This is a genomic window from Dethiosulfovibrio peptidovorans DSM 11002, from assembly GCF_000172975.1.
Classification (GTDB): Bacteria; Synergistota; Synergistia; order Synergistales; family Dethiosulfovibrionaceae; genus Dethiosulfovibrio; species Dethiosulfovibrio peptidovorans.
In genome coordinates this window covers 978101-1000886 of sequence record NZ_ABTR02000001.1, presented here as the reverse complement: position 1 = coordinate 1000886, position 22786 = coordinate 978101, and the positions used below count along the sequence as shown (strand labels likewise).

18 protein-coding genes are annotated in these 22786 nt (G+C 54.4%); 11 read left to right on the top strand and 7 right to left on the bottom strand.

The features are described from left to right. Nucleotides 1-104: 104 nt before the first annotated feature. From DPEP_RS04840 to DPEP_RS04830, 3 genes are all read right to left on the bottom strand, one after another. Nucleotides 105-1556, bottom strand: a complete 1452-nt coding sequence (locus DPEP_RS04840; protein WP_005660083.1) for a TrkH family potassium uptake protein — start codon at nucleotides 1554-1556, stop codon at nucleotides 105-107. Beyond that, nucleotides 1553-2920 (bottom strand): Trk system potassium transporter TrkA, encoded by a 1368-nt coding sequence (gene trkA / locus DPEP_RS04835; protein WP_005660082.1) that lies wholly within the window; start codon nucleotides 2918-2920, stop codon nucleotides 1553-1555. The genes DPEP_RS04840 and trkA overlap by 4 nt, the downstream gene beginning before the upstream one ends. Nucleotides 2921-3051: 131 nt before the next feature. Next, the gene (locus DPEP_RS04830) at nucleotides 3052-4212 is read right to left on the bottom strand and encodes an aminotransferase class V-fold PLP-dependent enzyme (protein ID WP_005660081.1); all 1161 of its coding nucleotides are present in this window, start codon (nucleotides 4210-4212) and stop codon (nucleotides 3052-3054) included. Between the two features lie 360 nt (nucleotides 4213-4572). Here DPEP_RS04830 and dnaA point away from each other — a divergent pair, with 360 nt between their 5' ends. The 9 genes from dnaA (at nucleotide 4573) to panF (ending at nucleotide 13747) form a co-directional block, all read left to right on the top strand. Then, nucleotides 4573-5895 carry a chromosomal replication initiator protein DnaA gene (dnaA, locus tag DPEP_RS04825; protein WP_005660080.1) on the top strand — a complete coding sequence of 441 codons (1323 nt, stop codon included), beginning with the start codon at nucleotides 4573-4575 and terminating at the stop codon, nucleotides 5893-5895. A gap of 231 nt (nucleotides 5896-6126) precedes the next feature. Further along, nucleotides 6127-7287 carry a DNA polymerase III subunit beta gene (gene dnaN, locus DPEP_RS04820; protein WP_005660079.1) on the top strand — a complete coding sequence of 387 codons (1161 nt, stop codon included), beginning with the start codon at nucleotides 6127-6129 and terminating at the stop codon, nucleotides 7285-7287. 6 nt (nucleotides 7288-7293) lie between these two features. Beyond that, entirely contained in the window at nucleotides 7294-8358 is a 1065-nt protein-coding gene (gene recF, locus DPEP_RS04815; RefSeq protein WP_005660078.1) for a DNA replication/repair protein RecF, read from the top strand. Between the two features lie 6 nt (nucleotides 8359-8364). Then, nucleotides 8365-8901 carry a hypothetical protein gene (locus DPEP_RS04810; RefSeq protein WP_005660077.1) on the top strand — a complete coding sequence of 179 codons (537 nt, stop codon included), beginning with the start codon at nucleotides 8365-8367 and terminating at the stop codon, nucleotides 8899-8901. Beyond that, entirely contained in the window at nucleotides 8898-10778 is a 1881-nt protein-coding gene (gene mnmG, locus DPEP_RS04805; RefSeq protein ID WP_005660075.1) for a tRNA uridine-5-carboxymethylaminomethyl(34) synthesis enzyme MnmG, read from the top strand. Before DPEP_RS04810 ends, mnmG begins: the two co-directional genes overlap by 4 nt. Beyond that, complete coding sequence (locus DPEP_RS04800) at nucleotides 10765-11238, top strand: DciA family protein (RefSeq protein WP_005660074.1); 474 nt, start codon at nucleotides 10765-10767, stop codon at nucleotides 11236-11238. Before mnmG ends, DPEP_RS04800 begins: the two co-directional genes overlap by 14 nt. A 4-nt stretch (nucleotides 11239-11242) precedes the next feature. Beyond that, the gene (locus DPEP_RS04795) at nucleotides 11243-11992 is read left to right on the top strand and encodes a hypothetical protein (RefSeq protein WP_005660073.1); all 750 of its coding nucleotides are present in this window, start codon (nucleotides 11243-11245) and stop codon (nucleotides 11990-11992) included. Nucleotides 11993-11994: 2 nt separating this feature from the next. Beyond that, nucleotides 11995-12282 (top strand): YhdT family protein, encoded by a 288-nt coding sequence (locus DPEP_RS04790; protein ID WP_005660072.1) that lies wholly within the window; start codon nucleotides 11995-11997, stop codon nucleotides 12280-12282. Beyond that, on the top strand, nucleotides 12269-13747 hold the full coding sequence (panF, locus tag DPEP_RS04785) for a sodium/pantothenate symporter (protein WP_005660071.1): 1479 nt from the start codon (nucleotides 12269-12271) through the stop codon (nucleotides 13745-13747). The genes DPEP_RS04790 and panF overlap by 14 nt, the downstream gene beginning before the upstream one ends. Before the next feature lie 6 nt (nucleotides 13748-13753). Here panF and DPEP_RS12725 read toward each other — a convergent pair whose 3' ends face one another. Beyond that, nucleotides 13754-14413, bottom strand: coding sequence for a transglycosylase SLT domain-containing protein (locus DPEP_RS12725; RefSeq protein WP_005660069.1), 660 nt, complete (start codon nucleotides 14411-14413; stop codon nucleotides 13754-13756). Between the two features lie 450 nt (nucleotides 14414-14863). Between DPEP_RS12725 and DPEP_RS12720 the strand changes: the two genes are divergently transcribed. Then, nucleotides 14864-16990, top strand: a complete 2127-nt coding sequence (locus DPEP_RS12720) for a methyl-accepting chemotaxis protein (RefSeq protein WP_005660068.1) — start codon at nucleotides 14864-14866, stop codon at nucleotides 16988-16990. A gap of 26 nt (nucleotides 16991-17016) precedes the next feature. Continuing rightward, complete coding sequence (locus DPEP_RS04770) at nucleotides 17017-18222, top strand: FprA family A-type flavoprotein (RefSeq protein WP_005660067.1); 1206 nt, start codon at nucleotides 17017-17019, stop codon at nucleotides 18220-18222. A 173-nt stretch (nucleotides 18223-18395) separates the two neighbouring features. Here DPEP_RS04770 and DPEP_RS04765 read toward each other — a convergent pair whose 3' ends face one another. The 3 genes from DPEP_RS04765 to sdaAB are packed head-to-tail and all read right to left on the bottom strand — an operon-like array spanning nucleotide 18396 to nucleotide 22783. Further along, nucleotides 18396-21209 carry a UPF0182 family membrane protein gene (locus DPEP_RS04765; RefSeq protein ID WP_005660066.1) on the bottom strand — a complete coding sequence of 938 codons (2814 nt, stop codon included), beginning with the start codon at nucleotides 21207-21209 and terminating at the stop codon, nucleotides 18396-18398. 18 nt (nucleotides 21210-21227) lie between these two features. Further along, the gene (gene sdaAA / locus DPEP_RS04760; protein WP_005660065.1) at nucleotides 21228-22109 is read right to left on the bottom strand and encodes an L-serine ammonia-lyase, iron-sulfur-dependent, subunit alpha; all 882 of its coding nucleotides are present in this window, start codon (nucleotides 22107-22109) and stop codon (nucleotides 21228-21230) included. Then, entirely contained in the window at nucleotides 22109-22783 is a 675-nt protein-coding gene (gene sdaAB, locus DPEP_RS04755; protein WP_005660064.1) for an L-serine ammonia-lyase, iron-sulfur-dependent subunit beta, read from the bottom strand. Before sdaAB ends, sdaAA begins: the two co-directional genes overlap by 1 nt. Between the last annotated feature and the right edge of the window lie 3 nt (nucleotides 22784-22786).

The window sequence follows — 22786 nt, the reverse complement described above, 5'->3', positions numbered from 1 at the left end:
AACCCCAAAACTGGGGTTCCTCCTTCGTTTTTATGTCGGAGATCTCGTTTCGACGAAGCCCGTTCGGGCCCGCATTTCCGAAATTGCCGTCGTGTAGTGCCGGTCTATCTCTTCCAAGTACCGGGGAAAAATAGCATCACTACAGTGAATATCTCTAGCCTGCCCAGCAACATACAGAGAGAGAGAAGCCATTTGCCAGGAGCGCAGACCCAGTGATAATTCTGGGTAGGACCTACCATTCCCAGACCGGGACCGATGTTGCCCAGTGTGGCGGCGACGCTGGATATAGCTGCCGTAAGATCCAACCCCATGGCGGCCATGGCCAGGGTCGCCAGAGCGAAGAGCACGATATAGAGGATAAAGAAAGCGGTCACCGAGGTTATGACATCGTCTCTGAGTACCGTCCCGTTGAGCCTGATCTTTATCACCTGTCTGGGATGGAGAAGTCTCCTTATCTCCATGCCCACCCTCCGCAGAATGACCATTATCCTGACGTTCTTCATTCCACCTCCGGTGGAACCGGCACAGCCCCCTACGAACATCAGAAGGAGCAGAAGAAAACGACAGTATTGAGGCCATAAATCGAAGTCCGCCGTGGCGTAACCGGTTGTGGTTACTATGCTGACCACCTGAAAGGCCGCGTCCCTCAAGGCCTTCTCCGCCGAGGAGTATCCCCCGAAGACCAGGAGAGAGAGGGTTATCGTAACGGTTGAGAACAGAATAACCTTGGTGTAGAACCGAAATTCCTCGTCCCTCCACAGGCTGAGGGGCTTTCCTCTAAGAGCCATGTAATGCAAGGTGAAGTTGGCACCGGCAAGAAACATGAAAACCGTTATGACCCAGTCGAAATAGGGCTTTCCATACTGTCCTATGCTGCCGTTGAGAGGGGAAAATCCTCCAGTAGCCATGGTCCCGAACGTGTGGGTCAGAGACTCGAACAGGTCCATTCCGCCGAACGCCAGGGCCAGCACCTCGGCGCCGGACAGAAGGACGTAGACCCCCCAGAGAAGCACGGCCGTCTGTTGAACCCTGGGGGTGAGCTTCTCCGGGGTGGGACCGGGAACCTCTGCCTTGAAGAGCTGCATTCCCCCTACCCCTATGAAGGGAAGGATGGCCAGACTCAAAACTATGATCCCCATTCCACCCAGCCAATGGGTCAGACTGCGCCAAAACAAGATCCCTCTTGGATTTGACTGTATGTCGGTCAAAATGGACGCTCCCGTGGTGGAAAAACCGGACATGGCCTCGAAGAAACCGTCCGTGTAGGTCTCAACCGACCCGGCAAGGTAGAAAGGCAAGGCCCCTATGGCCGAGGCCAAAACCCAGGAAAGGGTGACCACCGCGAAGGCCTCCCTTATTCCCAGCTCCTGGTAGTCCTCTCCTCTTCCCGCCAGGTAGAGGGCCGCTCCCGATATAAATCCTACAGCTATGGCGGCAAGAAACGCCCTGATATCGTTGGAACCGTCCTTCAGACTCCAGTAGAGAGGCCAAGTCATGGAGAGGGACACTATGGCACAGAGCAGCCCCAGCACCCTGGATACCAGACGAAATCTCATTTCTGTATCCCCAGAATCCTGAGAGCCCTGGGCAGAAGGTCTCCTGTGGCAAAGATGGATACGGTATCCTCCCCTTTTATGACCATGTCCCCTCTGGGAAGTATGATATTTCCCTTCCGGTTGACCATGGCGAAGAGAACTCCCTTTGGAAGCCCTACGTCCATGAGCTTTTTACCCACCACTGGGCTGTCCTTCGGAATGGTAACCTCCAGCATCTCCGCCCCTATTCTATCTATAAGGGACAAAGATCCCGCCGTCTCCGGATATCTTACGTGACGGAGTATCAAGGAAGCCAGCGATTCGTTGGGATTCACCACCGAGTCGATAGGCATATCCTCGGCCAACCTTGAGTAGAGTTCCTTGTGCACCACCGCCACGGTCTTTCTGGCCTTCATCCTGTCGGCCAGAACGGTCAGTATCATGTTGAGCTCGTCCGAGTCGGTGGTGGCGACGAATCCGTCGATATCCTCTATCCCCTCGTGGAGAAGCAGTCTCTCGTCCGTTCCGTCTCCGAAAAGGACCGTCACCCTGGGCATCTCCTCCGCCAGTTTGTCGCACTTCTCCCTGTTCTTGTCCAGTATCTTTACGTCTATGCCGGGATATCTCCTGACCAGCCTCCTGGCCAGATGAGCTCCCAACTTTCCTCCTCCTACTATCATCACCCTGCGAAGGCCCTTGCCGCTGGAGGGATGAAACAGCTCCTGAAGGTGAAAAACCCTGTCCTTGAAGGAGACCATGAAACACAGATCACCCTCCATTGCCACCCAGTCACCGGAGGGTACGAATCCCTTGTTTCCCCTCTCGACGTAAACCATCACCGCCGACAGATTGGGGTATTCCTGCCCCACTTCGCTTAGGGTCATTCCAACTATGGGAGAGTCGGATCCGACCCTGAAGGCATAGGACCCGGCCTTTCCGTCGAACAACTCCGTGGCGTGCACCGCGGCGCTGACCGCCAGAAGATCGTCTATGTCCCTGGCGACGGACCTTTCCGGAGAGTTCATGACATCTATGCCGAGGAAAGTGGCCCACTGAGGTGTATCGGTATACTCCATCCCTCTGGCCCTGGAGATGACCCTCTTGACACCGCATCTCTTGCCCACCCAGCAGGCCATTATATTGACCTCGTCCCTGTCGGTGCAGGCCACGAGAAAATCTACGTCGCATCCCGACTTTATACCAGCCTGCTCCAACACAGGCGGACGGGATCCGTTGCCTATAACCACCGACACGTCCAGCTCGTTCTCCACCTTGGATCCGACCTCGAGATCTCTTTCCACGACCACTATGTCGTGCCCCTCCAGCGATAGGCTTCTCGCTATGGAATAGCCTACGTTTCCGGCTCCTACTATCACTACTTTCATGACGGCCTCCAAGACAAACGTTTTATAGAACAACCTCTCGCACAACGTATGTCACTTTATAGTAGGAGTGAGGAAAAAGCAAACCCGGTGGATATCCACCGGGTTTACCGTCATAATCGCCTATACCTCACTCATCTATCCACCAGTCGGCTCAGCTGGTTCAGGGTGGAATCCACATCCTCCTCGGTGTTGAAATAGCCGACGCTCAACCTCAGGGCTCCCTGTGGAAAACTGCCCAATGTCTTATGGGCGAGAGGAGCGCAGTGGAGCCCAGGTCTGGTCTCTATCCCCATATCTGCCAGTTCTCCCGCCAGGGTACCGTTGTCCACACAATCGAAGTTGACTGCGAACACAGGAAGCCTGTTTTCCATATCGGAAGGACCGTGAAACTCTATTCCCTTCATGTGGATAAGTCCCTTGAGAAGCCTCTCTCCGAGCTCCTTTTCCCTGCTGTGGATAGTCTCGATTCCCGTCTCCTCTATCCACCTAACGGCGGCCAGAAGCCCGGCTATGGCAGGTAGGTTTGGGGTTCCCGCCTCGAATTTATCGGGCATCCTCGTTGGCTGATACTCCTCGTCGGAAAAGCTTCCTGTGCCTCCCTCCACGAAGGGAGAGCATTTTTCTGCGAAGGAGGGTTCCCAGACTATGCCACCTATTCCCTGAGGTCCCATCAGTCCCTTATGGCCGGTGAAACACAGGGCGGAAAGCCCCAGATCGGACGCCGATATGTGGATAACTCCGGCGGTCTGGGCCGTATCGAGGACGAAGGGAACGCCTTTATCTTTGCATATTTTCCCCACCGACTTCACGTCCTGGATAACCCCACATAAATTGCTTCCATGAGCTATAACCACCATATCTATGGTCTTGCTTTCAATCAACAGTTCCAGAGACCTTGGATCCAGCCTTCCTCGATCATCACATTTAATTATCTCTAAATTAATCCCTTTTTTCTCCAGGGCCCTTAGAGGACGGATCACAGCGTTATGCTCCATCGATGTAGTGGCCACGGTCATCCCCGGACGCAGATATCCCTTCAGGACGACGTTCAACGATTCGGTTACGTTGGAGGTGAAGGTGACGTATCTGGGATCGCAGTCACGATATCCACAAAACAGATCCGCCAGGGCTTCCCTGCACTCCATTACCATATCAAGTGTATCCACATCCCTCTTCGCCGCAGCCCCTCTAGCAAGGTTGGCCCCTCTACCTGTCATGAAATCGAAAACGGCCTTGGGAACGCATTCCGGTTTCGGCCAGCTTGTAGCCGCGTTATTCACATATACGGACATAACGATACCTCTTCTCATAATAAGTATTACTATACATTATTCACAAAAAAGAGTACCTGTAAAGAGACTTTCTCGGCCATCCACTATGCACATGAAACCCCGGTACTGTTGTATCATAGGGTGCTTATCCCTTAGATTCACCGGCACAGGTTATCCACTTTAGTGGATAACCTGTGGATAACCCACGAAGCCCCATGAAATGCGGATCTGGAGGCTTGGTCAAATTGAGTGGATAACTATCCACAATCTGTAACGTCACTGAAACAGCCACTTCTCTTTTTTCACAGGCTGTTGTAGGATAACTGTGGATATGTGGATAACTTTTGTGGACGAAAATATAACCCTTCAGAGGTGAATTTTGTGAAAGACGTGGAAAAACTATGGCAAGACATCGTGGCGGCATCTACGCCTAAACTTCCGGACGGAACGGTAGACGTGTGGTTGAAGACCTGCGTTCCCCTATCCATGGAGGACGAGGTTATCTTACTGGACGTAGCCAACGATTTTATAAAGGTGCAAATCCAGAACCGTTTCCAGAAAATACTGGAAGACACAATGAAGGATCTAGGTTACGGAAAGGGACTGAAGCTGAACGTAGGGACCGGAGATAACAGAAAAGAACAGGAGAGGGCAGAGAGGACCATAAAGCCCGAATCCCAGGGAAAGGTCAGCGGACTAAACCCGAACTACCTTTTTTCCTCCTTCGTCGTGGGTAAATCCAACAGGCTGGCTCACGCCGCAAGTCTGGCCGTGGCTGAAAGCCCTGGAGCAGCCTACAACCCCCTGTTTATATGGGGAGGGGTTGGACTGGGGAAGACCCATCTTATGCACGCTATAGGACATCATGCCCTACAGAACGACAGAAACCTCAAGGTAGGGTATGTCAGCTCGGAAAAGTTCACCAATGAGCTCATAACGAGCATAAAGAACAACCGAACTGCCGAGTTCAGGGCCAGATACAGGACCATGGACCTCCTGCTCATAGACGATATACAGTTTCTCGCCGGAAAGGAAAGCACCCAGGAGGAGTTTTTCCACACCTTCAACAGCCTCCACGACGGAAAGAAACAGATCGTACTGAGCTCGGACAGGCCTCCCAAGGACATAAAATCCATAGAGGACAGATTGGTGAGCCGTTTCGAATGGGGATTGGTGACTGACATACAGTCTCCAGACTACGAGACCAGAATAGCCATACTCACGAAGAAGGCAGAGTTCAGGAACTACCCCATGCCGGAGGACGTCATAAACTACCTGGCCCAGAACGTACCGAGCAACATAAGGGAGCTGGAGGGGGCCCTCAACAGGGTTATAGCCTGTGCGGAGCTCAACAGCGAGCCGGTCACGGTGGAAAACACCTCGGAATGGCTCAAGGACATAGTGAGGCACACCTCCAAAGGTCCGGTCAGCATAGACCTTATACAGCAGATAGTAGCGGAGGAATGTTCCTTCACCGTGGAGGATCTCACCAGCAGCAAGAGAACCTCCGAGATAGCCCTGGCAAGGCAGATAGCCATGTTCATATGCAGAAAACACACCGAGAGCAGTCTTCAACAGATAGGGTCGGCCTTCAACAAAAAGGACCATACGACGGTTCTCCACGCTCAGAAGAAGATAGAACAGCTTCTTCTGGACAATGCCAGGGTGAAAGGAATTGTGGATAACGTTGAGTCTAAGCTGTGAAATCACCGAGGGTCTCGATGTGGATAACTATGCCTTTTCACTTATTCACAAAATTCTTGTGGATAGTGTGAATAACGATCCTCCGGTCCGACACATACTTATCCACGGTGGATAACTCACGATGACAAGGGGTCAAGAGGGATATCCACATATACACAGCCCATACTACGACGACTACTTATAACTAAATAATAAAGACCATAGAAGAACACAGAGGGAGGACTATCCACGATGAAGCTCACTATAGATAAAACCGCCTTCATGAAGAGCTGGAACGTAGCTGAAAGAGTAGCGGCACAGAAAAGCACACTGAGCGTGTTATCCGGAATACTATGTACTGCTGAAGACGGAAAAGTAACTCTACAGGCAACAGATCTTAAGACTTCCGTAAAGGTCAAATCAGAGGGAGTAACGATAGACGAACCGGGGAAGGCGGTCCTTCCTATAAAGGTAGTCGGGGAGCTTTTCAAGAAGTCCCCTACCTCCATATTTACCGTAGAGGTAGCGGAGAGAGGTACGGGAATCCTCCTCTCCGGTAGAAATAGATACCGTTTCACCACCTATCCCGCCGACGACTTTCCACCACTTCCCTCTCCAGAGGGGGCATCTCAATTTTGCGTTCTGGCAAAAGACGAACTTCACAGGATTCTGGACGAAGGAGGAATAGCCGGAAGCATGGGAGAGGAATTTCCAAAATATCTTGGAGCGGAGCTTCTTCAGGTCAAATCCGGAGAATGCCACTGTGTATCCACCGACGGCAGAAGGCTATCCCTCTCAAAGGCCTACGTAGACAAGGAAAATCCAGAACAGGATATGTTGCTGCCTCTGACATCGGTGAGGGAATTTCTGAGGATACTCTCCGGACTAGGGGAGGACCTTCAGGTGAACGTATCGGTGGACGGAGCTCTCGGTTATTTCCAATTGGACTCGCTGGAATTCTCGGTGAGAAGAGTGGATTCGTCCTTTCCTAACTACGAGAGGATACTGAGCCCCAACACAACCACGACACTCGACGTGGATAGATCTCAGTTCATATCGGCCCTGGAGAGGGTCGACGTGGTGGTCAGGGACCACAGCCGGATGGTGGTACTGATACTTTCCCCAGGAGGAGACCTGAAACTATCCGGAAGGGCTCCGGAGATAGGCGAGGCCACCGAAATAGTGGATGGAATAATAAAGGGTGAGTCTCTCAAGGTAGCCTTCAACGTAGGGTTTCTCATAGACGGACTGAAGGCCTTCCACGGTGACAAGGTCTCCCTTTCCTTCAACGGCCAGGAGGGACAGATGATGATGCTCAGGCCCAACGAAAGCGATTTTCTCTACATGCTTATGCCCATAAAACTCAAGAGCGCCGACCTGGATGGTCTGGACGACGGCGGAGACGACCTATAGAACATCGTGTTCTTCTCCGAGAGCGGAACCAGAAACTTCAGAAACCTTGAGACCGGAAGGATAAAGTGGGATAGAAAGCTAAACCTTCTAATAGGTCCAAACGGAGCGGGCAAGACCAATATTCTCGAGAGCCTTCACATACTCACAGGATGGGGACCGTTCAAGTCTCTAAGGAAATCGCCCCTGGTGAACTGGAATTCCGACGAGTCCAGGGGATTCCTGGAGGGGACTTTCGAGGGCGAGGATAATGTCCTGATTCAGTCCTCGGTCACGTCCCGGTGCGCCATGAAATGCGACGGAAAGAGAAGCAACTGCGCCTCAATAAGGTTCAGGGTTCCCGCTCTGGCCTTTCTGCCCGGAGATCTGGCCCTCATCGAAGGTGGACCGTCGGTCAGGAGGAGGTTTCTGGACGTCCTCTGCGCACTTCTCTACCCGGTCTACGCACTGAAACTGACCGAGTACAGACGGGCGGTCAGACACAAGAGGGCCCTTCTGTCCGAGGGAAGAAGCACCGAGCTTATCGACTCGGTAATGGCTCCTATGGCGGAGTGGATATGGACCTGTAGGGAAAAGGCATCTCTGGCCGTGACAATGGGACTGGAGAGCTTCTCCGACCTTCTTCCGGGACCGATAGAGCTGGCTCTCTCCAGAGGAGGAATCGGTCTCGCAGGGAATAATCCCATAGGATACATCGAGGGGGTCCGATCCAGAAGACGGGCCGAGATCGGCTCGGGAAGGCCTCTGGTGGGGCCTCACAGGGACGATCTGACCATAGACGCATCCGGGATGGAGGCATCCTCCAGGTTCAGCAGAGGCCAGAGAAGACGGACATCCCTTGCGATGGTGATGGCGGCGGGATGGGCGGTGGAGAGAAAGCTGCGGCGGTCCCCTATCCTTTTGCTGGACGAGGTGGCCTCGGAGCTGGATCAATCCGGCAGGGAGATAACGGTCGAGACCCTGGTCTCCTCGGGATGGCAGATATTCGCAGCCACCGCGGAGGACGACCTGATTCGTTGGCCCGGATCCCTATGGACCGTTAGAGAAGGACGTATAACCAGACGGGAGGAATGAAAATTAATGAGATTGGGATATATAAAGGCTCTGGCAGCGACGATACTCACACTTACTTTAGCGACGCCGGCCCTTTGCGCCGTTGAGTCGGTTTGGGGAATTCCGGCGGGATCGGGCTTCGATACGGTATCGTCTGCTTTGTCCGACAGGGGATGTTCTCTGATTCTGGACCAGTCGTCTCTCGACTTCGGTCGAGCCAGGGAGATCCTCTACAGAGGAGATTTCTTCGGCAGGCCCTGTATGGTCCAGGTATATTTCAAGGGAGGAAAGATGACTACCTTTCGTTTCTCTTTCCTGAATAAAGACGACGTTGCTAGCGGGGACGTCGGAGGCTCCATGTTGGGCAACTACTCGGATCTTACCCTCAAACTTCGTTCTAAATACGGCTACGAGAGGGAGGTTGTCTCCCACGGAGGAGGAGAGACCCAGACCTGGACCGTCGATGGAGCCAGGATAGTCCTGGCTTGCGACGGGAGATCCGTCTCTGGTCACACCACCACCCTGACCTATCTCTTCGAGGAGGACGGATCGGTCAAACCATGACGAATAAAGTATACGACGTGATAGTTGTAGGAGCGGGCCACGCCGGATGCGAGGCCGCCTTGGTAGCCGCCAGAATGGGTCACGACACTCTTCTTTTGAACCTGTATCTGGACAACATAGCCCTGATGCCCTGCAATCCCTCCATAGGTGGACCGGCTAAGGGACATCTGGTCAGGGAGATCTCCGCTCTTGGAGGAGAACAGGCCAGGGCGACGGATCGCTCCGCCTTGATGATGAGATGGCTCAACACCTCCAAGGGACCTGCCGTAAGAGCCCTCAGGGCCCAATGCGATCTCCACGACTACCACTGGCACTATCGCGAAGTCCTCGAACACTGTCCCGGTCTGGAATTGCACCAGGACACTGTGGTCGGTCTGATAGTCGAGGGGGACCGGGTCAAGGGAGTTGAGACACTGTACGGTCTCTCATACCACGCCAGATCGGTAATACTGACCACCGGGACATATCTGGACGGGAGGGTCCACATAGGTAATGTTAACTTCTCCTCCGGACCTCTGGGACAGATTCCGGCCCACGGACTGGGCGAGAACCTCTTGAAGCTGGGATTCCGCATGGGAAGGCTCAAGACCGGCACCACTCCCAGGGTCCACTCGGATTCCATAGACTGGAGCGAACTTCAGATCCAGGAGGGCGAGGAGGAGCCTCAGTCCATGGACCTGTGGGATAAACCGGAGGTATATCGCCATATAACCTGCGGCGTAGGAAAGACCAACCTGGACACTCACAGGATAATAACGGAAAACCTGGACAGGTCGCCTGTGAGCTCCGGCACTATCACTGGAACCGGACCTAGATACTGTCCGTCCATAGAGTCCAAGGTGATGCAGTTTCCCGATAAGGACAGTCACACCGTATTTTTCGAGCCGGTCGCCAGAGGATCCAAGGAGATATACCTTCAGAACTTCTCCACCAGCCTGCCCTACGACGTCCAGATAGAGATGACCAGGACTCTCCCGGGATGCAGGGAAGCCAGGATAATGAGGGCCGGATACGCCATTGAATACGATTACATGGACCCGACCCAGCTCACCCCTTGGCTGGAGACCAAGGCTATAAAGGGTCTCTTCTGCGCCGGACAGATAAACGGTACCTCCGGCTACGAGGAGGCCGCTGCTCAGGGCCTTATGGCCGGTATAAACGCCGTTCTACGACTAAGAGGAGAGCCCTATTTAGTATTGGGTCGCCACGAGGCCTATATAGGGGTCCTGATAGACGATCTTGTCACCAAAGGTACCAGGGAGCCTTATCGTATGTTGACCAGCCGCTGCGAGCACAGACTGCTTATGAGACACGACAACGCAGACAGAAGGCTCTCCGGCATAGGTAGAAAACTAGGCCTCCTGGACGACGGCAGATGGGAGATACTGGTGGAACGGTGGCGAAACACGGATCGAGAGATAAAAAGACTGGGATCCACGAGGATAAAGCCGTCGGATGACGTAAACTCCGATCTCGCCTCCATAGGGGAAGCCCCTATGGACAGGTCTCTTACGGGAGCGGAACTTTTGAGACGCCCCGGCGTCGATTACGACTTTCTGTCTCGATATATACCCTCCGGAGAGGATCTAGAGGGTCATATACGTCGGAGGGTGGAGGTTGAGATCAAGTACGCCGGTTACGTGGCGAGACAGGAGAGATCGGTGAAGAAGTTCGAGAGGATGGAGGCGTTGACCATTCCTGACGATTTCGACTACAGATCGATGAAGGGCCTGTTGGCCGAGAGCCTGGAAAAGCTCGAGAGGATCCGTCCTAAGACACTGGGACAGGCCAGACGTATATCCGGGGTAACCCCTACGGACCTGCAGCTTCTGTCTCTGGCACTGTCAGTCAGGAGACGGAGAGATGGCGCGGCGTAGATCCCGTCCCGAGCTCCTGAGGGGGCTGCTCTCCGGCAGACTTCCTCCGGGGCTGTCCACTGCCCTGTCAATATCGGAGGTGGATAAAGAGTGGTCCTCCATAGTGGGCACCGTCCTCGGCCGTAAAAGTCGCCCGGTAAGTCTGGACAGGGGAACCTTGGTGGTGGCCTGCGAGAGCCCCGGGGTGGCCAAGATGATATCGATGAAGGCAGGTACTGTGGCCTCCTCCGTGGAGAAAAGATGGCATCTTGGGGTCAAGTCTGTTAGGGCCGTGGTGGCCAGGATAGAGGCCAAGAGGGAGATCCCCGAGCCGGAGCCGGCCAGGGTTATCCCATCGGAGAGATCGGTGAAGGCATGCCTGAACTACACGTCCGACAAAATAGACAGGGAGGACGTGGCAGAGGCTCTGGCAAGACTTATGGCCACATACATGAAGCGTTTTCCTAAAAAGGAGGAATAAAATAATGATTCGTTTTGTTTTCTCCGTTTTTGTATTGTTTTTTATGTCTATGTCGTCTATATCCTTCTCTTACGAGGGAGATTACGGAGATAGGTTCGACAAGATGGTGGAGTCCATGCTTTTCAGAAACTCCGCTATGGAGAGTGCCGGACCTCTCAGGGCTAGGCTTGTATCGGAGGCTCCAGATATGGATGAACTCGGTCTTTGGAGGATGCTGTGGACCGGAGACGAAAGAAGCCGATGCTCTGCGGCAATGGCGATAATAGACAGGGTTTTTCCTGATGGAGATCCTTCGAGATGGGAGGAAGTCTCAGGGTTCGTTATGCCCCGGGAGATCCCTCGTGTATTGATGGCGCTGGACGGATTTTACGTGGCTCTGACCTGTTTGCCCCATATGGAAGACGGTATGGGACTGGCCGGACTGCTTCTGGAGTCCATGGCGTCCTCTCCCAGAGGGAGATATCTCTACATAGTAAACCCACCGGAGGAGATGGCCCCTGTTATAGAGGAAATAGCTTTCTCCATCGGCCTCGTAGGCGACTGGAGTCCTTTAAGGACCTGGGGACATCTTCCCACGGCGTCGCCTGTAAGGGGATATATATCCTTCGATAGGGCACTGTCCGAGGAAATGCAGTTTCTCGATAACTGGGGAACCCCTAGATCCAACGGACCGTATTGCTGGGACCGTGTAAAGGGAAAAATCTACAGGATCAAAGATCCGGACGATCCTTTTTGGATAATAGGGGGTAAATAGATATGTTTCCCGGGAAACATGAGGATAGAAGGTTCAAGACGGCTCGTTTCGAGGCTATCTGTTCGCTGGTCCTCACCGCTCTTTATTTCATGTGGTGGTATGGTTTTGCCTATCACGGCACCGATTCCGGGCCGGAAAACTACCATTATTTTATGGGGCTTCCAGGGTGGTTTTTCTTCAGCTGTGTTTTAGGGCCCTTTCTATTCTGCTTCATAGCCTGGGCCATGGTTAACCTCCTGTTCAAGGAAGTCAGTCTATCTCCGAAGGAGGAAGACGATGGAAGGGATTAACGTCTCCGTGATCGTCCCTGTGGCCCTCTATTTAATAGGCATATACGTTATGGCGGTCTACTGCAACAAGAGGCTGTCGAGATCGGATAATTTTATGGAAGAGTATTTTATAGGGAGCCGTGGAATGGGAGGCTTCGTCCTGGCCATGACGTTGGTGGCTACCTATACCAGTGCAAGCAGTTTCATAGGAGGTCCGGGAGTTGCCTATAAAATGGGTCTCGGCTGGGTGCTTTTAGCCATGATCCAGGTCCCTACAGCCTGGCTGACCCTTGGAGTTCTGGGAAAAAAGTTCGCCATAGTCGCCAGGAGAATAGGGGCTGTCACGGTCAACGACGTTTTCAGGGCCAGATACGAGAGCCCAGCTGTGGTTATAGCAGGATCGGTCAGTTTGCTGGCTTTTTTCGTGGCGGCCATGACCGCCCAGTTCATAGGGGGGGCCAGGCTCTTCCAGGGAATGACCGGTCTGTCCTACAACACAGGACTGGCTATATTTGCCGTTACGGTAATAGCATATACAACGGTTGGTGGCTTTAGGGCGGTGGCATTGACCGACGCTCTCCAGGGAGTGGTCATGATAGTAGGAACCACGGCTTTGCTCTTCGGCATAGTCTCCATGGGGGGAGGAATGGAGAACGTCGTAGCTACTTTAAGGGACATAAATCCTGATCTTATAACCCCTCACGGGCCGGATGGATTCATATCCAAGCCCTTCATACTTTCCTTTTGGGTTCTGGTCTGTCTCGGAGTGGTCGGTCTGCCTCACACTGCCGTAAGATGTATGGGCTACAGGGATTCGAGATCCATGCACGGGGCCATGGTGATAGGGACCTTCGTCTTGGCCTTCGTAATGCTGGGTATGCACCTCTGCGGGGCCCTCGGTCGGGCCGTGGTGCCGGGGATAGAGGTTGGAGATACTATAATGCCTATATTGTCTCTGAAGGTACTGCCTCCTGTGGTGGCTGGGATATTCCTGGCAGGACCTCTGGCGGGAGTCATGTCGACGATAGACTCCCAGCTTATACTGGCCTCTGCCACCATAGTGAAGGACATATACGTGAACTACGTCTCTCCCGAATCGGTGAGCTCCGAAAGAGGAATAAAAAAGGTCCGCATAATGAGCCTTGCTGCCACTGCCATGATAGGAACGGTGGTCTTGCTGGCGGCTTTCAGGCCTCCTGAGCTTATAGTGTGGATAAATATCTTCGCCTTCGGGGGAATGCAGGCAGCCTTTCTGTGGCCTCTGGTTTTGGGACTCTACTGGAAAAGGGCTAACGGAAAGGGAGCTCTGGCCTCGATGGTTACAGGGGTATTTACCTACATAACGATGGCCTCCACCATGAAAAACTTCATGGGCATGAACGTCATAATACCGACATTGCTAGTAGGTCTGGTAGCCTTCGTCCTGGTCAGTCTATGGTCGAAGAGGCCGGATGATTCGGTTATCGATCTGTTCTGGATGGAGTGATACGGTCTATTTTCGGCGGTTTTCCTCGAACTTTCTGTACCTGCGGAGGTTTCTGGATATCCTTCTCCAGTATACCTCGGGAGAGCCGCCGTAATATCTTCCCAGGGCGGTCTTGAGATCGCTGTTTGACTGGATATATCTGGACAACAGTATACACCCCGCCTTTATTCCAAGGGATGGATCGTGGAGGTCGTCGGCGGAGTTGAATCCGTAGGGCGATAGCAGGTCTTTGTGTACCCTCCAGGTAACCTGCATAACTCCCAGGGAACCGTGGGAGCTCTTGGCCTGAGGCTTGAAATGGCTCTCCGTGTTTGCCACCGCTACCGCTATATCCAGAGGCACACCGTAAAGGCTGCTGTATCTGAGGAAGGCTACGGCCTCCTCCATAGCCACGGAAGGGGAAATCCTACTGTTCTGAGAGACTATATAGGATGCCAGAGCCGTAGATTCCTCGGCGGCGGACAGCGCTATGGTCCGACAGGCTGTGGCGGATTCTCTGAGTATATTTGAGCCCGGGATGGACGGGGTTTCTGCCCTTGTGTCCTCTAATGCGGAGGCGGGCCGTGCGAAGCTATCGGATATGTCTACTTCCAAGAACTCTCCCTGAAGCTCGAGCTTCAACAGGGATAGGACTACGACCACTATCGACGCCGCTATAAACAGCATCGATAAGCTCCTTTTAATCTTTTTGTCCATTCTGTTACCACCCCGAGATCGTGCCGCATAGTTGATAGTTGTCGTTATCTTTCAAAATTATACATGACGAAACTGGATGGAATCAAATAGGGCATATCTAAAAATGCCAATTCTCGTAGAGGTCGTTTCGGCTCCGCCCTGTCTCGCCCAAACGTATTCCCGACCTGCCTGTTTCGTACGGACCGCCTTGGAGGGCACGTCCTGTGCCCCCTCGGCTTGGGGCGACGTCCTGTCGCCCCATCCGTACTACACGACGGCAGGTCGGGAATACGGGCTCGAACGGGCTTCGCCGAAACGATATCTAAGAGGAAACTCGAACATGAGTTTTTAGAGGTTTCCTTAGGTAGACGGAATATACAAGGCAGTAATCCTATGTGTTACACTGGATCCAAACTGAGTTTTACGGAGGGAGATCGAATTATGGGTTTCAAAACTATAGGGACCAAGATCACCGTGTTCGTGGTGGTCCTGCTGTTGGGAACGACGTCCCTTGTGGCAGGTCTGTCTTATTGGAGAAGCAAGGTGGCACTGGTGAGCTCCTCGGAGGACTACTGTCAGGAGGTAGTCTTGAAAAACGGCGAGTTCATAGAGGGCAAGTTCAACGAGTTCAACGGCGAGCTTCTGGCCCTTAAGGCGGCCATCCTCTCGACCTTCAACGTCGATCTGGCCTCCATGAGCGGGGAGATCTATTTCTATCAGTTCGCCTCTCAGAACACCTCTTTCGTGGGGCGTCTGGCCGAGCAGATAGACGAGGTCAGGGACATCTACATAGTGTTCAACCCCGAGGTATTTCCGGACCTTACGTCGGTCCAGAAAGTGTGGTTTACCAAAAAAGACGGCGTTCTCCAGCCCGTGATGGATCAGAACTTCACGTTAGAGGATCTTAAGAACCCCTCCGACGAAAAAACCAAATGGTTCCGTTCCGCTATAGGATCCGACAACCCCGTCTGGTCCGAGGTCTACGTGGACGAGAACGGAGAGAAGAGGATCGACTACGATATGGCCGTCGAGATGAACGGCAAGAAGGTCGCAGTCATAGGGATGTCTCTGGATTTCTCCTTCATCGATAACGCCCTGAAGAGCATGAAGGTTCTGGAGACCGGTTACGTCTACATGATAGACGACGAAGGATGTTTTGTCTCCCATCCTACCTTGACCATAGACGGGCCTGTCATGGCCGACGTGGATCAGGGCGAGATTGCTTCGACCTATAGGACCATTATGGATGAGAAAATAGGTGTAACCACCACCTTTTTCGGAGGAGCAAAAAGGTTGACTGCCTTCGATACACTGTCCAACGGCCTGGTGGTGGCCGCCTCCGTCCCCGTTTCCGAGGCGTTGGCGAACCTAAAGGGACTCGCCTCGGCGGTAGGTATATCCTCTTTGGTAATATTGGTACTGGCCGTGACCTTGACGATCCTCCTCTCCAGGAGCATCACCGCTCCTCTCAAGAGGATGCTCGGTGTGGCCAAAAGGATCGAGGACGGAGACCTAACCTTCCGCAGGGAGGATATAATAATAAAGGGTCGAGACGAGGTGGTCCAGCTGGCTCACGCCATGGCCGGCATGGCAGAGAGCATGAGGGGCACGATCAAGAACGTGGTGGACCAGACAGAGGCCACGACCCAGCGATCCGAGTCTATGTCCTCCATGATACAGCAGGTCACCTCCTCCATGGAGGAGGTAAATACCTCCCTGGAGAGGATGCTCACCATAGCCGAGGGTAACTCGGCGGCTCTTCAGGAGAGCAACGCCTCGGTCGAGGAGGTGGCCTCCGGGGCCCAGCAGTCCGCACAGGACGCCTCCAGCGGGGCCGAGGCCTCGGAGAAGGGCATATCCGAGACTGAAAACGCCGTGAAGAAGGTGCTTCACACCATAGACAGGATGGAGAAGGCCGGAGATCAGTCCTCCCGCAGCATAGATAACATCAGAGAGCTTGCCGAGGCGGTCGAGTCCATATCGGGATTCGTGGCCACCATCACCGGCATAGCGGACCAGACGAACCTGCTTGCCCTCAACGCCGCCATAGAGGCCGCCCGGGCCGGAGACGCCGGAAGGGGATTCGCGGTCGTAGCGGAGGAGGTCCGTAAGCTGGCGGAAGAATCCGGAGCGTCTGCCAAGGAGATAGGCGACCTCATAGAAGGACTTCAGGAGACCTCCAAGAGGTCCATCTCGGCCACGGAGAACACCGGTTCTATTCTGTCCGAGGCTGTGAAGGAGGCCAAGGACGCCGAGGAACAGCTTCAGAAGGCCATGTCCCAGATGAAGAACGTCAACGAGGCCATACAGAACCTTGCGGCGGTAGCGGAGGAACAGGCCGCCTCCAGCGAGGAGATGACCTCCGCCATACAGTCGGTCACAGACTCCACCATGGAATCGGTCGAGTCGATGAACTCCATTCAGGACGCCACGGAAAGGACCACCAAGGCGGCGGAGAGGGTGGCCGAGGAAGCCGAGTCTCTGGCCGAGTCGATGGAGGACCTTCAGTCCATGGTCGGGAAATTCACGGTCGAGAGGAACGGCGGACTCAGGCCCGTCGAGAGTTGATTAAAAAATAAAGGAGGCGATGCGGAATGAAGGGACCTGTTCAGATAGCCGATAAAACCTGGTGGGTTGGGGTCAACGACAGGACCACCGATCTTTTCGAGGCCCTATGGCCTCTAAATCGGGGGATATCCTATAACTCCTACATGGTGGCGGACGAGAAGGTGGCGGTCATCGACGGGGTCAAGGCCGATTTCTATCCTCAGTACGTGGAGAATCTCAAGGCAATCCTCGGTCCGGACAGGACAGTAGACTACATGATAGTCAACCACGTTGAACCGGACCACTCCGGGGCGGTGGAGGTCATGGTCCAGGCTTTCCCGGACATAACTGTGGTCGGAAACGACAAGACCCTGAAGTTCTTGACCCAGTTCTACGGGCCTCTGCCCAACTTCCTGGAGGTGAAGGACGGAGACGTTCTGGACCTGGGAGACCATAAGCTGACCTTCGCCCTCATCCCCATGGTCCACTGGCCGGAAACCATGGTGAGCTACGATACATCCACCAAGGCTCTTTTCTCCTGCGACGCCTTCGGCAGCTTCGGAGCTCTGGACGGAGGGGTGTTCGACGACCAGTTGGAGCTCGACTCCTACAGGGACGAAACCTATCGCTACTACGCCAACATAGTGGGCAAATACTCGTCCTTCGTGATGAAGGCACTGAACAAGATAAGGGACATGAAGCTGGATATAGCCATAGTGTGTCCCTCTCATGGACCGGTCTACAGGAAAGACCCGGACTATATAATAGACTTCTACGAAAAAATGGCCCGGAACGAGACGGACCGGGCGGTGTTGGTGGTCTACGGATCCATGTACGGCAACACCGCCCGGCTTGCCGAGGCGGTGGCCGAGGGAGTTCACTCCGGAGGCATCACCGACGTTATGGTCAAAAACTCGGCCACGTCGGATCTTTCCGAGCTGGTCAGGGATCTGTGGCGGTGCAGGGGGTTGATCCTCGTGGGGTGCAGCTACAACGGAGGTGTGTTCCCTAAGATAAAACACTTCATGGACATAGTGGAGGGCAAAAAGGTATCCGGCCGTTTCGTAGGAATATGCGGCTCCTATACCTGGAGCAAGGGTGCCGCGATGAAGCCTATGAGGGCCTTCGCCGAGCAGAGCTGCTGGACCAAGGTGGAGCCGGAGGTGGAGGTATTGAGCCGTCCCGATCGTAAGGACCTGGAGGAGGCTCATAAGTTGGGGGCCAACATGGCGGAAGCGGTATCGAAAGCCTAGAGGGCATCTCTAAAAAACAGACCGACGACGGCGGACCATATGGTCCGCCGTCGTCGGTCTGGAGGTTGTTGGTATGGAGAAAAACTTGATCTACCTCGAACAGCATACCCTCTTTCGAACTTTTTCTCAAGGGGCTGCCGAAAGTTATTTGCCTAAAATATCCTTTACCGTTTCTACTCGGCTGTATCGGCCATGTCGGTCATCTGCCTTATGGCCTTTTCAAGCTCTTTCATCCAATCTCCGTAGGACGACCAGTCCCCTCCTTGAAGGGCCTTCTGGGATTCCTCCCAGGCTTCCTGGGCCCTTTCGGCCAGTTGGTGTATGTCCATACCCACTCCCGTCTCAGTTTTGAGGGATGGAATCATCTCGGGCGGGGCGGAGAGTCCCAGCAGCTTGGACAGGGCTGTTCCGAAGTCCTCTGCCCAAGCGACTCTGCCGCCGGTGGAGACTATTACCCTTTTGAGTTCCGGCAGGTCTCCCCTATCTGCCTTCAGGTACAGTGGCTGGACGTAGAGAAGAGAGTTGTCTATCGGTATGACCAGCATGTTACCCCTTATGACGTCCGATCCCCTCTGGGTCCAGAGGGAGAGCTGAGCCGATATCTCCGGGGTCTGGTCCACCAGGGCGTTTACCTGGGTCGGTCCGTAGATCAACTTCTGTTTCGGGAACTTGTAGACCAAGAGCTCCCCGTAGTTATCTCCGTCGGACCTTCCTGCCAGCCAGGCTATGAGGTTATTCTTCCCCACAGGCATGAAGGGGGATATTATAGCGAACTCGGTCTCCTGCTCTCCCGCAAGTTTCATCATTAGGTAATACGAGTCCATCGTCGTCCTGTCGTCGCCGTCCCTCATGGTCTCCCAGACGTCCTCCTTGTTGTAGAAGGTGTTGGGGTTTTTCATGTGGTATGTCCTGTATATCTCGCTCTGTATTGAGAAGAGCCCCTTGGGGTACCTGATGTGTTCTTTTACCTCCGCTGGCATCTTCGATCCGTCGGTGAAGAGGTCGGGGAATATCTTTCTCCAGGTATCTATAAGGGGGTCGTTCTCGTTCATCACGTAGAAGGTCATGGTGCCGTCGTAGGCGTCCACAGTGGCCTTGACGCTGTTTCTTATGTAGTTGATCCTGGACCGCCCTCTTCCGGTTCCTATCAGTACCGGTTCGGAGTAGGGATAGTCCGCTGTGGCGGTGTAGCAGTCCTGTATCCAGAGAAGCCTGCCGTCTATAACCGCCATATAGGGATCTCCGTCGTACATCAGGAACGGAGCCACCTCTCTCAGCCTTCCCTGGATGTTTCTCTTGTACATAATCTTGCTGTCCGGTGTGAAGACGTTGGAGAATATTATCTTCGAATCGTTGAAATCGAGGGCGTAGATGAGCCTTCTCCACATCGATCCCATAGGCACCCCTCCCAGACCGCTATATACGGTCCTGGCGTTGGCGTTTCCCATAGGATAGTCGAACTCCTCTACCGTGGTGTTGACGAAGGCGTAATTCTCCGGAGTCTCCCCGTAATATATCTGAGGTCTATCTATGGACAGGGGGATGGACATCGCCGGAGGAAGGTCCTTCACCCACAATATGGGCTGGCCGCTTACGCTGACCTCGTTGACCGGGTTCATGACGATTCCGTAGCCGTGGGTGAACTCCAGCTTGGTGTTTGTCCAGGTCGGGTTTTGAAGTTCCCTCAGGTTGATCTCCCTGGCGGCTATCATCACCTGTCTTATTCGGCCGTCAACCGAGTAGCGGTCTATGTCGGCGTTGAGGAAGTCGTAGTAGCTCCTTATCTCCTGAAGCTGTTTGTAGCTTCTGAGAAGAGGGCTGTACTCCCATAGACGTACGTTTCTCAGTGTGTCTGGGTCTGCCTCCAGGTTTTTTTCGGTTACCCTTTCTCCCGGTTCCACCTCCATTATGGTGAGGTCGTTCAGGTCGTAGGCCTCGTTGGTGGCCTTTATGTTGTTCTCTATGTAGGGTTTTTCCTTGGTGAACTCGTTGGGAACGACCACGTATTTCTGTATTATGTTCGGGTATACGCCTCTCAGGACGAACCCGGCCACGAAAAGGGTTCCGACCACAGCCGCCGAGAATTTCCAGGTTTTCCTGGCTATTCCTATGACCAAAAGAACCGCCACTATGGCGGACAGGGCGGTCATGACGTTGAGGGCCAGCAGGTCGGCGTGTATGTCGGTGTAGCTGGCACCGAAAGCCACCCCTCTGGGCGAGTAGAGCAGATTGAACCTCTCCAGCCAATATCCGAAGGACCAGTTAAGGGCCATCATTGCCGCAAGTATCAGTAGATGGGCCCTTACCGGCTTTGGTACGTCGGCCCGCCGCTCAAGCTGTATCTTGGGAAGGAGGGTTAGGACGTATATGGCCGCCGCCCCTGCGAGACAGAGGAACAGCAGCTGCATCAGCCAGGTCTGGAACAGTCTCAGAAACGGCAGAGTGAAGACGTAGAAGCCGACGTCCTTCCCGAAGATGGGGTCCGAGGTGCCGAAGGGGGTTCCGTTGATGAACTTCAACGCCACCTCCCATTGGTCCCTCACGCCGTTTGCCGACATCAGGGCGAGCAGCACCGCCGCCGCCAGTATTATCAGTCCGGCGAAGGGGGCCCTCAGGGGAAGCATCCGTGCTATCTCGTCCGGAAGGGAAATATCGGCGGCCCTCTTTTTGGCGAGCCTCAGAGATCCGGACAGAGCTATAAACGAGAGGACGAAGGCCACCCCGAATAGGGCCCATTGGGGCAGTATCCTCATCCAGAACACCGAGGTCAGTCCTCGGGCCTGATACCAGTAGTAATCGGTCAGAAGTCCCGCCGAGGCCTGTACCAAAAACAGACCGAGGCCCAGGATTACCAGGGTTATCGTAAGGGTTTTGTTCAGAGGAAATTTGAACTTGGGAGGCCTGTTTCCGCCTTCGCCTTCCCCTCCTCCGTCACCCTGTCCGAACCAGTCGCCTTTTCCGCTTGGGAACCAATCTCTGTAGGTCATGGAACCATCCTTTCCTCATCATCCCTCCAGGGAGGGCGCGGATTCTCTAAGTTTTGCCGTTATGGCCTTTCCTGTAGATGTGGCTGCCACCCCGCCTCTGCCGGTCTCTCTCAGGCTGGGAGGCAGGGATCGCCCGACCTCGTAGAGGGAGTCCACTACCTCGTCGGCCGGTATCACCGACCTGATTCCCGCCAGAGCCATGTCGGCCGCTATGAAGGCCAGAGACACGAGCATGCCGTTTCTCTTTATGCAGGGGACCTCCACCAGCCCCGCCACAGGATCGCATACCAGCCCCAGTATGGATTTCAGAGTCAGAGCGACGGCCTGGAATACCTGGTCCGCCGATCCTCCCTCCATCCAGACCAGGGCTCCGGCAGCCATGGCCCCTGCGGCACCGCACTCGGCCTGACAGCCTCCATCGGCCCCGGCCAGAGTGGCCCTCTCGGCTATTATCTGACCTATGAAGGCCGCCACGGTCAGTCCCTCGGATAGAAGGTCTCCCTCGGGGTTTCGATGCTCCTCCCAGGAGAAAAGAACTCCCGGGAGCATTCCGCAGCTTCCAGCTGTAGGGGCCGCCACCACCCTGCCCATGGAGGAGTTACAGGTGCTTATGGACAGGGCTATCTCCGAAGCTCTGGCCGATATGGATCCCGACAGTGGATCTCTCTCCATGCGGTAGCGTCTCATCTTGGGGGCGTCGAGCTCTACTATCTTGGGGTGCATCTCCTTTCTGGCGCCGTCGTCCATGGACCGTCTCATGGTTTTCAGCCTGTCCGCCATTCCCTGGAGCACATGTTCGGTGGAACACTCGAGCTCCGCCGCCTCGTTCTCCAGTATGGCCTCCAGAAGGTTAACCCCGTTTTCCTCCATGTAGGCCAGCATCTCGCCGAAGGACCTCATTATTCGATCTCCTCTCTGGCAGGGGGAAGCAGGAACATCCTGGTGTAGGCGTGGTGAAAACCCTCCAGGCTCTTCAGGGATTCCTCGTCCAGGGCTCCGTCCATCTCTATGAACACCATGGCGTCCTTTCCCCGTGCCTTTCTCTTGAGGGTCATCTGGGCTATGTTCAGCTTCATCCTGAATAGCTCGGACGTTATGGACGCCATCACCCCCGGCTTGTCCCTGTGGAATATCACCAGGGTCGGAAGCTCTCCGTCTATGTCCACCGGAAACCCGTCTATCTCCTGTATCCTCACCGAGCCTCCACCTATGGAGGCCCCCACCATCTCCATGGTCCTATCTCCGTCGGAGAGGACGAAACGGACCGAGTTGGGGTGGGCTCCGTCCACGAATTCCTCCTTGAAATGGTAGATCATGCCCGATTCAGATGCTATCTCGAAGGCTCTGGGTATTCTGTCGTCGTCGGGGTGCCATCCCATAAGCCCCCCTACCAGGGCCCTGTCTGTGCCGTGTCCCCAGTAGGTAGCGGCGAAGCTGCCTCTGAGGTAAAGGGTGGCCTCCTTTATGTCTCCGCCCCATAATCTTCTGGCCACGTTTCCAAGTTTGGCCGCCCCGGCGGTGTGGCTCGAGGACGGCCCTATCATGACCGGTCCTATTATCTCCATAAGAGACATATC

Bases quoted from the DNA above. Each gene is read 5' to 3' on its own strand.
- dnaN (WP_005660079.1), top strand. From the start codon at position 6,127: ATGAAGCTCACTATAGATAAAACCGCCTTCATGAAGAGCTGGAACGTA.
- DPEP_RS04840 (WP_005660083.1), bottom strand. From the start codon at position 1,556: ATGAGATTTCGTCTGGTATCCAGGGTGCTGGGGCTGCTCTGTGCCATA.
- DPEP_RS04795 (WP_005660073.1), top strand. From the start codon at position 11,243: ATGATTCGTTTTGTTTTCTCCGTTTTTGTATTGTTTTTTATGTCTATG.
- DPEP_RS04810 (WP_005660077.1), top strand. From the start codon at position 8,365: ATGAGATTGGGATATATAAAGGCTCTGGCAGCGACGATACTCACACTT.
- DPEP_RS04765 (WP_005660066.1), bottom strand. From the start codon at position 21,209: ATGACCTACAGAGATTGGTTCCCAAGCGGAAAAGGCGACTGGTTCGGA.
- DPEP_RS12725 (WP_005660069.1), bottom strand. From the start codon at position 14,413: ATGCTGTTTATAGCGGCGTCGATAGTGGTCGTAGTCCTATCCCTGTTG.
- panF (WP_005660071.1), top strand. From the start codon at position 12,269: ATGGAAGGGATTAACGTCTCCGTGATCGTCCCTGTGGCCCTCTATTTA.
- DPEP_RS04830 (WP_005660081.1), bottom strand. From the start codon at position 4,212: ATGTCCGTATATGTGAATAACGCGGCTACAAGCTGGCCGAAACCGGAA.
- sdaAB (WP_005660064.1), bottom strand. From the start codon at position 22,783: ATGTCTCTTATGGAGATAATAGGACCGGTCATGATAGGGCCGTCCTCG.
- sdaAA (WP_005660065.1), bottom strand. From the start codon at position 22,109: ATGAGGTCCTTCGGCGAGATGCTGGCCTACATGGAGGAAAACGGGGTT.
- mnmG (WP_005660075.1), top strand. From the start codon at position 8,898: ATGACGAATAAAGTATACGACGTGATAGTTGTAGGAGCGGGCCACGCC.
- DPEP_RS12720 (WP_005660068.1), top strand. From the start codon at position 14,864: ATGGGTTTCAAAACTATAGGGACCAAGATCACCGTGTTCGTGGTGGTC.
- DPEP_RS04800 (WP_005660074.1), top strand. From the start codon at position 10,765: ATGGCGCGGCGTAGATCCCGTCCCGAGCTCCTGAGGGGGCTGCTCTCC.
- trkA (WP_005660082.1), bottom strand. From the start codon at position 2,920: ATGAAAGTAGTGATAGTAGGAGCCGGAAACGTAGGCTATTCCATAGCG.
- DPEP_RS04790 (WP_005660072.1), top strand. From the start codon at position 11,995: ATGTTTCCCGGGAAACATGAGGATAGAAGGTTCAAGACGGCTCGTTTC.
- DPEP_RS04770 (WP_005660067.1), top strand. From the start codon at position 17,017: ATGAAGGGACCTGTTCAGATAGCCGATAAAACCTGGTGGGTTGGGGTC.